Below are 12,987 nucleotides of genomic sequence, written 5' to 3' on the forward strand. Positions count from 1 at the left end.
CCTCAGACGCCGGAAGCCCGCACGGAGTCGAGCACCCGCCTGGCGGTCGGGCTGTCGTCGGCGCGGATCTGGATCCAGAGCAGCTGGTTCTGGTTGACGCGGATGATGCGCTCCACCATGAAGTCGACGCCGGGGCACCCGCTGAAGAAGACCGTCATGATGTCGTCGCCCTCCTTCTCGTCGAAGTAGGGGCCGCGCTGGACCGAGCACTCAGGGTGGCCAGGCACGCGGGACGGCAGCCGGTCGCCGGGCAGGACGCCGACGAAGACACCCTCGCCGGGGTCGTCGTCGGAGTTCCACCCCGAGCGGGTGCCGGCTGCGAGGGCGGCCTGCTCGGGCCGGTCCTCGAACGGGACCCACTGCTCGGGGTCCACCTGGCGGGCCCAGGACGGCGGCACGGTGACGAAGACCGTGCCGGTCACGTCCTCGACCGTGCGCTCGGAGGTCCCGGAGCGCTCGAACGCCCAGCCGGCTCCGGTTCCTGTGGTCAGGGCCAGGACGGCGGCCGCGATCCACGGCCACCGACGACGGCGTGAGCGGGGACCCGGCGGCTGGTCGCCCGCCACCCCGGTCGCCTCGGTGCTGGCAGCGGCGCGGGTCAGGTCGGGGTCGGTCGGGATCCGGGCCGCCGGCGCCTCGTCCACCGGCTCGCCCACGGCCTCCACGAGGGCAGCGGTGAACGCCGCGACGTCGGGGAACCGGTCCTCGCGGTCCTTGGCGAGACCGCGGAGGACCACCTCCTCGACGGCGGGCTCGTCGATCCCCATCGGCTCGGGCGGACCGGGGTTCTCGGCGGCCACGAGGCTCGCGTGGGAGTAGGGCCGGCGACCGGTCAGCAGGTGGTAGCTCAGGGCGGCGAGCGAGAACTGGTCGGCGCGCGAGTCCAGCCCCTCGCCGAGGGCCTGCTCGGGGGCCACGTAGGACGGGGTGCCGCCGGCCATGGTGAGGCGCGAGGACATGTCCATCGCCTTGCCGAGGCCGAGGTCGCCGAGCATCGCCACGATGTGTGCGCCGCGTCCGTTCTCCACCGTGCGGAACAGCACGTTGGCGGGCTTCACGTCGCGGTGCAGCACGCCGCGGTCGTGGAGGGCGGTGAGCCCACGACCGACCTGGGTGATCACCGAGACCGCCTGTGACCGCGTCAGCGGCGAGAGCTCGATCAGGTCGGCCAGCGTGCCCTGGTCGGCGTACGCCATCACGAGGTAGGGGCGCTCGTCCTCCAGCTCGCCGGCGTCGTAGACGGTCACGACGTGGGGCGACTCCACCTTGCGGAGGAAGCGGCCCTCCTCGAGGAAGCGCTGCCGGATGTGGTGGTCGCCGGTCCAGTTGTCCGCGAGGACCTTGATGGCGACCGGGCTGTCGAGGTGCTCGTCGTAGGCGAGCCAGACCGTCGCGAACGCTCCCGACCCGATGCGACGGCGCACCGGGTAACGACCGAGACGAGAGGGAGCGGACACCCGGGCATTATCGTGCAGGGGTGGACTATTCGGGGGACCCGGGCGACGCGTTGGCGCCGGACGACATCGACGAGCTCGCGCGACGCGCCCAGGACGGCGACCGTGACGCGCTGGAGCTGCTGCTCGCCGCGGTGCGCCCGCGGGTGCTCAACATCTGCCGCGGGGTGCTGCCATACTCGGGCGACGCGGAGGACGCCTGCCAGGAGGCGATGCTCAACGTCGCCACCAAGATCGCGTCGTGGGGCGGGCGCGGCCGCTTCACCACCTGGCTGCACATCGTGTCGGTCAACAGCGCGCGCACGACGTACCGCCGGCTGAAGAACCTCGCCACGCCGACCGACTTCGAGGACGGCTCGCACGACCGTCCCGACCCCCGCACCACCAGCGTGATCGCGGGCACCCGGCTCGACCTGCTCGAGGCGATGGAGACGATCGAGAAGGAGCACCCGCAGTTCGTCGAGCCGCTGCTGCTGCGCGACGTCTACGGCCTGCCGTACGACGAGATCGCGACGCTCGTCGACGCACCGCTCGGCACCGTCAAGGCGCAGATCCACCACGGCCGCAAGCTCGCCCGGCCGCTGCTGCGTGGTGAGCGGTGACGCACCACCGCGTCCGCGGGGTGCTGGCGGCGGCCCTGTCCCTCTCCGTCCTGGCTGCGTGCTCCGGTGAGGATGCCGCTCCCGACGAGCGGCAGGACGCGCCGTCCGCCGCGGCGTCGCCGGAGAGCGAGACGGCCGCCGGCGAGGCGCCGGACGACGAGGGTTCGGACGTCCCCGCCCCCGGACCGGTGGTGAGCGACCCGGAGGAGCCCGACCTCGACCTCGCGGTGTCGGCGCCGCGCGAGGACAGCGTCTACCCCGCTGTCGGCGACCCGCGCGTCGACGCCCTGCACTACGAGCTCGACCTGACCTGGGAGCCCGACGCCGAGCAGCTCACCGGCGCGGCGGTCATCACCTTCCGTGCGGCCCGCACGGCCCGGCGCTTCCAGCTCGACCTCGGGCCGGGCCTCACCGTCGGCGAGGTCGCCCTCGACGGCGAGCCGATCCCCTTCGCCCGGCGCGGCAAGGACCTCGTGCTGCGGGCGCCGATCGAGGACGACGAGCGCTACGAGCTGAGCCTCGACTACGTCGGCACTCCGGAGCCCGCCCCCGCCCCGACCACGCGCAGTGACTTCAGCACGACCGGCTTCACGGTGACCCGCAAGGGCGAGGTGTGGACGATGCAGGAGCCCTACGGCGCCTACACCTGGTACCCCGTCAACGACCAGCCGTCCGACAAGGCGCTCTACGACGTCACGGTCCACGCCCCGGCGGAGTGGACCGGCATCTCCAACGGCGAGCTCACGGAGTTCACGAGCGACCGGGAGGGCACGACCACGTCGTGGCAGCTCGACGAGCCGGCGTCGTCGTACCTCATCACGCTCGCGATCGGCGACTACGTCCACAGCAGCAACACCTCCGACGGCGGGCTGCGGGTGGACTACTGGACGCCGCGCGGCATGAAGCGTCCGCTCGACTCGATCAAGACCGCGGCCGCGACCGTCGACTGGGTCGAGACCCGGCTCGGCGACTACCCGTTCGACTCCCTCGGCCTCGTCGTCACCGACTCGCAGAGCGCGATGGAGACCCAGACGATGGTCACGCTCGGCACCAACGACTACGTCTTCTCGCCGCAGGTCGTCGCGCACGAGATCGTCCACCAGTGGTACGGCGACCAGGTCTCGCCGGCGGACTGGCGCGACGTCTGGCTCAACGAGGGCATGACGATGCTGCTGCAGTGGGTCTACGAGGACGAGCACGGTCTCCGGCCGCTGCGCCAGAACGTGCGGCTCGCCCGCTCCGCCGACCAGCAGCTGCGCGACGACTTCGGGCCGCCGGGCGCCTACGACCCGAGCCAGTTCGGCAGCTCCAACATCTACTACACGCCCGCGCTCATGTGGAACGAGCTGCGCCAGGACCTCGGCGACGACGAGTTCTACGCCATCGCCCGCTCGTGGCTGGCCGACCGCGACAACACCTCGGTGTCGCGTGAGCAGCTCTACGACCACTGGGAGAAGGAGACCGGGCGCGAGCTGTCGGCGTTCTTCGACCGCTGGATCATGGGCAGGCGGACGCCGGCGCCCGGGGTCCCCTCCGCTGGTTGAGCCGGGACGACGTCCCGTCGGTGGACCTGCGAGGCATACCCTCCCCGCATGGCCCGCCTCTCCGCCCACGACCTCATCGACCTGGTCCTCGACGAGGGCTCGTGGTCCTCCTGGGACGCCGCTCCGACGCGTGACGGCGTCAGCGAGGCGTACGCCGCCGAGCTGGCCGCCGCGGCCGAGAAGTCGGGCGTCGACGAGTCGGTGCTGACCGGCGAGGCGCGGATGCACGGACGGCGGATCGCCGTGCTGGTGGGCGAGTTCGGCTTCCTGGCCGGGTCGATCGGGCGGGCCGCGGCCGACCGGATCGTCACCGGCATCGAGCGGGCGACCCGCGAGGGCCTGCCGCTCGTGGCCGCACCGGTGAGCGGCGGCACCCGGATGCAGGAGGGCACCCCGGCCTTCGTGCAGATGGTCCGGATCTCGGCTGCCGTGGCCGCGCACCGCACCGCGGGCCTGCCCTACCTCGTCTACCTGCGGCACCCCACGACCGGCGGCGTGATGGCGTCGTGGGGCTCGCTCGGCCACGTCACCGTCGCGGAGCCGGGCGCGCTCGTCGGCTTCCTCGGCCCCCGGGTCTACGAGGCGCTCTACGACCGCCCCTTCCCCGAGGGCGTGCAGACCTCCGAGAACCTCTACGCCCGCGGCATCATCGACGCCGTCCTGCCGCCCGAGGAGATCAAGGAGATCCTCGACCGCGCGCTCAGCATCCTCATGGCCGCCCGGGAGGGCGTCGCACCGGTCGTGGACCCGGGGCAGGAGGACGTCCCGGACGTCGACGCGTGGGACTGCGTGACCCGGTCGCGACGCCCGGACCGGCCAGGCGTACGACGGCTGCTGCGCTACGCCGCCAGCGACGTCGTACCCCTCAACGGGACGGGGCAGGGCGAGCGCGACGCGGGGCTGCTGATCGCGCTCGCCCGCTTCGGCGAGGCGCCGTGCGTCTTCCTCGGCCAGGACCGCCGCGGCCAGACCACCGACCACCCGATGGGACCCGAGGCGCTGCGCGAGGCCCGGCGCGGGATGCGGCTGGCGTCCGAGCTCGGGCTGCCGCTCGTGACGGTCATCGACACCCAGGGCGCGGCCCTCTCCGCGGACGCCGAGAACGGCGGGCTGGCCGGCGAGATCGCGCGCTCGCTGGCGGACCTCGTCACCCTCGACGCGCCCACGCTGTGCCTGATGCTGGGCGAGGGCAACGGCGGTGGCGCGCTCGCCCTGCTGCCCGCCGACCGGGTGGTCGCGGCGCAGCACGCGTGGCTGTCACCGCTGCCGCCCGAGGGCGCCTCCGCGATCGTGCACCGCGACCTCGACCACGCCGCCGAGATGGCGCGGGCGCAGCAGGTGCGGGCGATCGACCTGCACCGCCGGGGCGTGGTCGACCGGATCGTGACCGAGAAGCCCGATGCGGCCGACGAGCCCGAGGAGTTCTGCCGCCGCGTCGGCGCGGTGCTCGAGCACGAGCTCAGCGCGCTCCTGGCCTCCGGGCCGGGGTCCGCGGACGAGCGCGCGCGGCGCTACGTCTGACCGTTCCCGCCAGCCCGGGCGGTGCCCCAGCCACATCCGAGTGCGCCGGAAGGTGGGTGGGCCACCCCTCGCCCGGACGATCCGGCGTGTCGTCAGACCGGCGGTGTCACAGCCACATTCCGGAGGGCCGAAACGTGGCTCAGGGCCCTTCGGGGCTGTCCTCGGAGCTGTCCGGCGTCTCGTCCTGATCGCCGACGCCGTCCGCGGCCTCGGGCGCGTCGGACTCGGCGCGAGCCGCGTCGGCGACGGGGTCGCCGTGCGGGGCGGTGGCTGAGGGGGCAGGCGCGTCGGACAGGCCGACGACCCCGGGCACGGTGCCGGTGAGGGTGGCGAGCATCTGCCGGACGTTGGAGAGCTGGGCATTGATGCTGTCGCGGCGCTGGGCGGCGGCGGCGAGCTCGCGCTCGGACTCGGCGCGTACGCGGTCGGCGGAGGTGCGGGCCTCGGACACCATGGTCGTCGACCGCTCCTCGGCGTCGGCGAGCATCCGGGCGATGCGCTCCTCGGCCTCCGCCCGGTTGCGCTCGAGGGTGGCCTCGGTGTCCTTGTTGCGCGCGGCCATCGCGTCGAGCTCGGCCTGGGTCGCGGCCTGCTGGGCCTGGAACTCGGCCGTGGCCTTCTGGCGACGCTCGGCCAGCGTGGTCTCGAAGTCCGCAGCCGCCTGGGCGGCCTTGGCGCGCTGGTCCTCGTAGAGGGCCTCGGCCTCGGCGCGACGCGCGGAGGCGTCACGCTCGGCGGCGTCCCGCTCCCCGTCGGCGGCCTTGCGCGCGTCGGCGAGGACACGGGCGCCCTCGGCGTCGGCGTCGCGGCGGGTGTCCTCGGCGTAGCGGTCGGCGTCGGCACGCAGGGCGCCGACCTCCTGGTCGGCCTCCTTGCGCATGGTCTCGACCTCACCGATCACCCGGTCGCGGACCTCGGCGGCCTCGGCCTCGGCGAGCGAGAGGATCTGCCCGATGCGCTCACCGAGGTGGGCGTACGTCGGCTGCTCCGGCTCCTGCGACTCGCGGGACACCAGCGCCTCGCGCGACGTCGACGCCTCGGAGCGGGCCTGCTCGGCCGCGGCCTCGGCGGAAGCAAGTCGCGTGCGCAGGTCCTCGGCCTCGCTCCGGGCCTGGCCGATGGCACGCTCGACCTCGCCCGGGTCGTAGCCGCGGCGCACGGTCGTGAACATCTCTTCAGGCATCGGGGTTCTCCTGGCTTGGCGGGGCTGTGGGGGGTGGCGGGGCGTGGGGGTCGCTGGGGGTCGGGTCGGCGGCGTCGGTGGGGTCGGCACCGGTCTGCGCGCGCTCGGGCACGGAGAGCGCCGCGATGACGCCGGAGAGCTGGCCGAGCTCGGCCGCGATGGTGTCGCGCTGCTCCTTGAGCTGCGCGATCTCGGCCCGGGCCCGCTCGAGCGCGCGGCGGGCGCTGTCGCGGAGCTGGTCGGCCTCGGCGCGGCCCTCGGCGACGAGCGCGACGGACTCCTCGCGGGCACGGCGACGGTCCTCGGCCGCGTCGGCCCGGCTGCGGGTGACCTCCTCGGCGACCAGCGCGCGGAGGCTTGCTGCGCCGCTCTCGGCCTCGGTCCGGCGGCGTTCGAGCCGCTCGACCGCCCGCTCGGACTCGTCGGTCGCGTCGGCGACGATCCGGGCGGCCTCGGCCTCGGCCTGCTCGAGGGCGACCCTGGCCTCGGCCCTCCGCTCGGCCGCCGTGCTGGAGGCGTCCTGGGTGATCTCCTCGGCGCGCTGCTTGGCCTCGGCGAGCTCGAGCGCCATCCGGCCGTTGACCGTGGCGATGACGCCGTGGGCGCGCTGGCGGGCCAGCCGCGCGTGGTCACCGGCGTCGGCGTGGGCGGACCTGCGGATCGACTCGGCCTCGGTGGCCGCGCCGGCGAGCACCGACTCGACGGTCTGCGTGGCCCACGCGGTCTGCTCGGCGGCGTGGCGCAGCTTCTCGTCGCTCTCGGTGCGCGCGGCGGCCAGCATCTCCTCGGCGGCCCGGCGCATCTGGTCGACCTCCGCGCCGGTCGTACGGCGCAGGTCCTCGACGTGGAGTGATGCCTCGTCGCGCATCCGGGCGGACTCGGTGGAGGCGCTGGCGCGCAGCGACTCGGCCTCCGCGGTCGCGGAGTCGAGGTGCTGCTGCCCGGCGGTGCGCGCCTCCTCGACGAGGCGGGCTGCGGTCTCCTGGGCACCGGCGAGCGTGGCCTCCGCCTCGGTCCGCGCGCCCTCGAGCAGCTCGGTCTTCTCGCTGGCGGCGGTGTCGCGCAGCTCCTGCGACTCGGCGCGCAGGGCTGCCGCGTCGTCCTGCGCCTGGGCGCGGAGCTTGTCGCTCTCGGTCCGGGCGGCGTCGACCTGCTGGTCCCGGGCACCCTCGGCGGACCTCATCAGGAGCGCGGCCTGCTCGTTGGCGTCCACGACGATCGTGGCGGCCTCCTGGGAGGCGCCGGCGAGCACCTCCTCGGCCTGCGCGCGGGCCCGGCCGGCCTCGGCGCGGTCGCGCTCGGTCTCGACCTTCAGCAGGCGGGTCTGCTCACGCAGGGCAGCGAGGTCGGTCGTGAGGCGCTCGGCCTCCTCGCGTGCCTCCCTGACCAGCTGGTCGGCCACCTGCTGCGCACGTGCCAGCAGGGCCGCCGTCGTGGGCGGCTCGCCGGAGGCAGCCGTGGCGGAGTCCTGAGCCATCCGCACACTCCTCTTCTCACCCTTACGGAGGGTCCAGTCTCGCAGTTCGTCGCCCGTTGTGACAAAAGCAGCGGCCCGTTGCGCCCACAGCGAACCGCCCTTGCCGGGGGCTGGGCGAGGCGGTGGAGTGGCTCGCATGAAGCTCCTCGTGCTCGGCGGCACCCGGTTCCTGTCCCGCGAGGTCGCGCTGCAGGCGGTGGCGCGCGGCTGGGACGTCACCTGCGCCTGCCGCGGCGCGTCCGGTCCCGTGCCCGAGGGCGCCACGCACCTGCCGTGGGACCGCGCCGACCCGCCGCCGGATGCGGTGGCCGACGGCGGGTGGGACGCCGTCGTCGACGTGACGCGGCTGCCGTCGCAGGCGAGCAGCGCCGTCGCCGCGACGTCGTACGCCCACTGGGTCTTCGTGTCCACCATCAGCGTCTACGCCGACAACTCGTCCCCCGCGATGGAGCCCCTGCTCGACCCGATCACCACCGACGTGGACCTCGCGGTGGACCCGGAGGCCTACGGCGGGATGAAGGTGGCGTGCGAGCAGGCCGTGCAGTCGGGCGCGACGTCGTCGGTGGTCGCCCGACCCGGTCTCATCGTCGGGCCCGGCGACCCGACCGGGCGCTTCGCCCACTGGCCGCAGCGGCTGGCCCGTGGCGGCGAGGTCCTGGCGCCGGGGCGGCCCGAGGACGTCGTGCAGGTGATCGACGTGCGCGACCTCGCGGCATGGCTGCTCGTGCTGGCCGAGGAGCGGACGACCGGGACGTACGACGCCGTGGGCGAGCCCGTGCCGCTCGGCGACCTGCTGGCGCAGGTGGCGACCGGCGTCGGCGACCCCGACCCGCGGCTCACGTGGGTCGACAGCGCCTTCCTCGAGGGCCAGGGGGTCGCGCCCTGGGCCGGTGAGGACTCGCTCCCGCTGTGGCTCCCACGCCCGGAGTACGACGGCATGCTGGCGCACGACCCGGGCCCCGCCGTCGCCGCCGGGCTGCGGATCCGGCCGCTGGCCGACACCGCCCCGGGCTGCCTCGACTCCCCGGTCACCGCGCTGACGCCCGAGCGGGAGGCCGAGGTGCTGGCGGCCTGGCACGCCCGCTGAGCGGGCACTTCCTCGCGCCAGCAAGCCTCGACCGGGCACTTCCTCGCGCTGGAGCGCGAGGAAGTGCCCGGTCGGCGTGGCTGAGCGCGAGGAAGTGCCCGGTCGGTCAGAAGAGCAGGGCCGTGCCCGGGTCCTGCAGCATCCCGGCGACGTCGGCCAGGAAGCGCGAGCCCTTCTCGCCGTCGACGTGGCGGTGGTCGAAGGACAGCGCCAGCGTGGTGACGTCGCGGACCACGATCTCGCCGGTCACCTCGTCGACCCACGGCCGCTTGTTGATCGCGCCGAAGCAGAGGATCGCGGACTCGCCCGGGTTGATGATCGGCGTACCGGCGTCGACGCCGAAGACGCCCACGTTGGTGATCGTGAAGGTGCCGCCCGACATCTCGGCTGGCTGCGTCTTGCCGTCGCGAGCGGTGGCGGTGAGCGCGCCGAGCGCCTGGGCCAGCTCGGTCATCGAGAGGGCGTCGGCGTCCTTGACGTTGGGCACCACCAGACCGCGCGGCGTGGCGGCCGCGATGCCGAGGTTGACGTAGTGCTTGTAGACGACCTCCTGCGCGGCCTCGTCCCAGTAGGAGTTGATCTCCGGGGTGCGCTTCATCGCGAGGATGACGGCGCGGGCGAGGACGAGCAGCGGGCTGACCCGGATGTCGCGGAACTCGGGACGCTTCTTCAGCCGCGCGACGAGCTGCATCGCGGCGGTGACGTCGACGGTGATCCACTCGGTGACGTGCGGGCTGGTGAACGCCGACTGGCTCATCGCCGCCGCCATCATCTTGCGCACGCCCTTGATGGGCTCGCGGGTCTCGCGCTCGCGCGGTGCGTCAGACGAAGGCGCACCAGCAGGTGCGGAGACGGATGACGCAGCGGCGGAGCCCGAGCCGTTGGCAGCGGCCTGGACGTCGTCGCGGGTGATCGAGCCCGACGGGCCGGAGCCGGTGAGGACGCTCAGGTCGACACCCAGGTCCTTGGCGAGCTTGCGCACCGGCGGCTTCGCCAGCGCACGTACGTCGCTGGGCTCGACCTGCGCGGCCGACGGCACGAGGGCCTCGGCGGGGGCGGGCGCGGGCCCGGGGCGCTGGTCGACGGCCGGCACCGGCGACTCGTCGGCCGGCAGCACGTCCTGCGACTGGGCGCCGCCGGGCGAGAACGCGCCCTGCACCTGCAGCTGGGTCTGGGCGCCGGCGTCGGTGCTCGGTGACGCCGAGCCGCGACGGGCGCGGCGCATCGGGCCACGCTCGGCCTTGATCCGGCCGACGAGGGACGCGCCCTCCATGGAGCCGGACGCGGCCGGGTTGGACAGGTCGATGTCGGCAGGGTCGACCTGGGCCGCACCGGCCTTCTCCCCTGCCTTCTGCGCCATCCCCAGGTACGGGTCGGACTCGGTCTGCTCGGCCGGGGTCGAGGTGGGGGCCACCGGGGCGGCCTCGCCCTCGGCGCCGATCGAGATGATCGGGGTGCCGACCGGCACGGTCTCGCCCTCGGCGACGAGCAGCGCCAGGACGGTGCCCTCGTAGGGAGAGGGCAGCTCGACGAGCGACTTGGCGGTCTCGATCTCGACGATGACGTCGTTGATCTCGATCGTGTCGCCGACCTTGACCTTCCACGCGACGATCTCGGCCTCGGTCAGGCCCTCGCCGACATCGGGGAGGAGGAACTCAGACATCAGGATCCTTTCGGAGCCGGGTCTCGTGACGGTCGCTGCGCGACCTCCTCGACCAACGGCGGGTGTGTCAGTAGGCGAAGGAGCGGTCGACGGCGTCGAGCACGCGGTCGAGGTCGGGGAGGTACTCCTCCTCGATGCGCGACGGCGGGTAGGGCGTGTCGAACGCGCCGACGCGCAGGACCGGGGCCTCGAGGGAGTAGAAGCACTCCTCGGTGACCCGGGCCGCGAGCTCCGCGCCCATGCCGAGGTTGACGTGCGCCTCGTGGGTGACCACGCAGCGACCGGTGCGACGTACGGACTCGTAGACCGGGGCCATGTCGAGTGGCGAGAGGGTGCGCAGGTCGATGACCTCGAGGCTGCGGCCCTCGGACTCGGCAGCCTCGGCGCACTTGAGCGCGGTCTTCACGGTCGGGCCGTAGGCCAGCACCGTCGCGTCGGAGCCCGCGCGGACCACGCGCGAGGTGAAGAGCGGCTCGGGCGTCGCCGTCTCGTCGAGCTCCGCCTTGTCGGCGTGGTACTGCCGCTTGGGCTCGAGGAAGATGACCGGGTCGTCGTGGGCGATCGCCTGCTGGATCATCCAGTAGCCGTCGACCGGGTTGGAGCAGGCCACCACCTTGAGGCCGGGGGTGTGCGCGAACTGCGCCTCCGGGCTCTCCGAGTGGTGCTCGACCGCGCCGATGCCGCCGCCGAAGGGGATGCGGATGACGATCGGCATCTTCACCTTGCCCTGCGAGCGGTAGGTGTACTTCGCGACCTGGCACACGATCTGGTCGTAGGCCGGGTAGACGAAGCCGTCGAACTGGATCTCGACGACCGGGCGGTAGCCGCGCAGCGCCATGCCGACAGCGGTGCCGACGATGCCGGACTCCGCGAGCGGGCTGTCGATGACGCGGTCCTCGCCGAAGTCCTTCTGCAGGCCGTCGGTGATGCGGAAGACGCCGCCGAGCTTGCCGACGTCCTCACCCATGAGCAGGACCTTGTCGTCGTCCTCCATGGCCTTGCGCAGGCCCATGTTGAGGCCCTTGGCGAGGGTGATCTTCTGGGTCGCACTCATGTCAGTGGGCTCCTTCGAACGACTCGAGGTAGGCGGCGAAGCCGTCGCGCTGGGCGGCGATCTCGTCGGTCATCTCGCTGAAGACGTAGCCGAACTGGTCGAGCGGCTTGGGGTCGGGCAGCGCCTTGCAGCCCTCGCGGAGGTGGTGTCCCAGCTCCTTGGCCTCGGCGTCGAGGTCGTCGAAGAACTGCTGGTCGACCAGGCCGTTGCGGCGCAGGTAGACCTTGAGCCGCTCGATCGGGTCCTTGAGCTTCCAGTGCTCGAGCTCGTCGTTGAGGCGGTAGCGCGTCGGGTCGTCGGTCGTGGTGTGCGCGCCCATCCGGTAGGTGTAGGCCTCGACGAACGACGGGCCGTTGCCCTCGCGCGCCCGCTGCAGCGCGGCCTTCGTGACGGCGTACGTCGCCAGCACGTCGTTGCCGTCGACGCGGATGCCCGGGAAGCCGAAGCCCAGCGCGCGCTGGTAGAGCGGGATCCGGGTCTGGCGCTCGATCGGCTCGGAGATGGCCCACTGGTTGTTCTGGCAGAAGAACACGACCGGGGCGTTGTAGGACGCGGCGAAGATGAACGCCTCGTTGACGTCGCCCTGGGACGACGCACCGTCGCCGAAGTGGGCGATCACGGCCGAGTCGCGCTCGGGGTCGCCGGTGCCGACGACGCCGTCGCGCTGCATGCCCATCGCGTAGCCGGTGGCGTGCAGGGTCTGCGCGCCGATGACGATCGTGTAGAGGCCGAAGTTGTTCTCGTTGGGGTCCCAGCCGCCCTGGTCGACGCCGCGAAACAGGCCGAGCAGCCGCAGCGGGTCGACGCCCTTGCAGTAGGCGACGCCGTGCTCGCGGTAGGTCGGGAAGACGTAGTCCTGGGGACGCAGGGCGCGGCCGGCGCCGATCTGCGCGGCCTCCTGGCCGAGCAGCTGCGCCCAGATGCCGAGCTCGCCGTGACGCTGGAGGGCCGTGGCCTCGACGTCGATGCGCCGGGTGAGGACCATGTCGCGGTAGAGCCCGCGGAGCTCCTCGGCCGAGAAGTCGTGGTCGAACTCGGGGTGGTGGACGCGCTCGCCCTCGGGCGTCAGCAGCTGGACGAGGTCGGGTCCACCGTCGGACTGGGACGGTCCGAAGACGTCCGCAAGGTCGGGGCCGAAGCTCACAGGATCGGTCAACGCACTCTCCTCACAATCAGGCAGCGGCAGTCACGGGATCGCCGGACGCCGACGCTTGCACACGTGGTCGCCGGCGTGTGTGACCCCGACCACAGGATGGGGCTCAACGTATCGGCCGGAGCCTGCCAGCACCAATCTGGGCGGGGCCGCTCGGCCCGGTCGTACGACGGCCCACGCGCACGCAGATGGGCCGGCGTCGACGGGCCCGTGGGTGACCTGTCGACGCCGGCCCGCCTCCATGGGGGC

The 12,987-nt window shown here is 73.3% G+C and carries 10 protein-coding genes; 4 read left to right on the forward strand and 6 right to left on the reverse strand.

Translation table 11 applies throughout. The features are described 5' to 3' along the window. Positions 1 to 2: 2 nt before the first annotated feature. The gene (locus AC1DP1_RS03750) at positions 3 to 1,457 is read right to left on the reverse strand and encodes a serine/threonine-protein kinase (RefSeq protein ID WP_477505702.1); all 1,455 of its coding nucleotides are present in this window, start codon (positions 1,455 to 1,457) and stop codon (positions 3 to 5) included. Between the two features lie 20 nt (positions 1,458 to 1,477). On the opposite strand from AC1DP1_RS03750, the gene AC1DP1_RS03755 reads away from it, so the two are divergent. The 3 genes from AC1DP1_RS03755 to AC1DP1_RS03765 are packed head-to-tail and all read left to right on the forward strand — an operon-like array spanning position 1,478 to position 5,121. Then, positions 1,478 to 2,056: an RNA polymerase sigma factor gene (locus AC1DP1_RS03755; protein ID WP_477505703.1), complete on the forward strand. Its 579-nt coding sequence runs from the start codon at positions 1,478 to 1,480 to the stop codon at positions 2,054 to 2,056. After that, the gene (locus AC1DP1_RS03760) at positions 2,053 to 3,600 is read left to right on the forward strand and encodes a M1 family metallopeptidase (protein ID WP_477505704.1); all 1,548 of its coding nucleotides are present in this window, start codon (positions 2,053 to 2,055) and stop codon (positions 3,598 to 3,600) included. Before AC1DP1_RS03755 ends, AC1DP1_RS03760 begins: the two co-directional genes overlap by 4 nt. Positions 3,601 to 3,648: 48 nt before the next feature. Next, complete coding sequence (locus AC1DP1_RS03765; protein ID WP_477505705.1) at positions 3,649 to 5,121, forward strand: carboxyl transferase domain-containing protein; 1,473 nt, start codon at positions 3,649 to 3,651, stop codon at positions 5,119 to 5,121. 139 nt (positions 5,122 to 5,260) lie between these two features. Here the strand turns inward: AC1DP1_RS03765 and AC1DP1_RS03770 are convergent, their stop codons facing one another. Then, positions 5,261 to 6,304, reverse strand: a complete 1,044-nt coding sequence (locus AC1DP1_RS03770) for a DivIVA domain-containing protein (protein ID WP_477505706.1) — start codon at positions 6,302 to 6,304, stop codon at positions 5,261 to 5,263. Next, positions 6,297 to 7,781, reverse strand: a complete 1,485-nt coding sequence (locus tag AC1DP1_RS03775) for a coiled-coil domain-containing protein (protein ID WP_477505707.1) — start codon at positions 7,779 to 7,781, stop codon at positions 6,297 to 6,299. Before AC1DP1_RS03775 ends, AC1DP1_RS03770 begins: the two co-directional genes overlap by 8 nt. Before the next feature lie 136 nt (positions 7,782 to 7,917). Between AC1DP1_RS03775 and AC1DP1_RS03780 the strand changes: the two genes are divergently transcribed. Beyond that, a complete protein-coding gene (locus AC1DP1_RS03780) occupies positions 7,918 to 8,868 on the forward strand; it encodes an NAD-dependent epimerase/dehydratase family protein (protein ID WP_477505708.1) in 951 nt (316 codons plus the stop codon). 106 nt (positions 8,869 to 8,974) lie between these two features. On the opposite strand, the gene AC1DP1_RS03785 is transcribed toward AC1DP1_RS03780, so the two are convergent. From AC1DP1_RS03785 to pdhA, 3 genes are all read right to left on the reverse strand, one after another. After that, positions 8,975 to 10,531 (reverse strand): dihydrolipoamide acetyltransferase family protein, encoded by a 1,557-nt coding sequence (locus tag AC1DP1_RS03785; RefSeq protein ID WP_477505709.1) that lies wholly within the window; start codon positions 10,529 to 10,531, stop codon positions 8,975 to 8,977. A 67-nt stretch (positions 10,532 to 10,598) separates the two neighbouring features. Then, entirely contained in the window at positions 10,599 to 11,585 is a 987-nt protein-coding gene (locus AC1DP1_RS03790; RefSeq protein WP_477505710.1) for an alpha-ketoacid dehydrogenase subunit beta, read from the reverse strand. A 1-nt stretch (position 11,586) separates the two neighbouring features. After that, positions 11,587 to 12,741: a pyruvate dehydrogenase (acetyl-transferring) E1 component subunit alpha gene (gene pdhA, locus AC1DP1_RS03795; protein ID WP_191193566.1), complete on the reverse strand. Its 1,155-nt coding sequence runs from the start codon at positions 12,739 to 12,741 to the stop codon at positions 11,587 to 11,589. Positions 12,742 to 12,987: the final 246 nt, after the last annotated feature.

It is taken from the genome of Nocardioides sp. P4_G10 (assembly GCF_056401175.1).

Coding starts and splice junctions, on each gene's coding strand:
- AC1DP1_RS03765 (WP_477505705.1), top strand. CDS start 3,649: ATGGCCCGCCTCTCCGCCCACGACCTCATCGACCTGGTCCTCGACGAG.
- AC1DP1_RS03770 (WP_477505706.1), bottom strand. CDS start 6,304: ATGCCTGAAGAGATGTTCACGACCGTGCGCCGCGGCTACGACCCGGGC.
- AC1DP1_RS03775 (WP_477505707.1), bottom strand. CDS start 7,781: ATGGCTCAGGACTCCGCCACGGCTGCCTCCGGCGAGCCGCCCACGACG.
- AC1DP1_RS03780 (WP_477505708.1), top strand. CDS start 7,918: ATGAAGCTCCTCGTGCTCGGCGGCACCCGGTTCCTGTCCCGCGAGGTC.
- AC1DP1_RS03785 (WP_477505709.1), bottom strand. CDS start 10,531: ATGTCTGAGTTCCTCCTCCCCGATGTCGGCGAGGGCCTGACCGAGGCC.
- AC1DP1_RS03790 (WP_477505710.1), bottom strand. CDS start 11,585: ATGAGTGCGACCCAGAAGATCACCCTCGCCAAGGGCCTCAACATGGGC.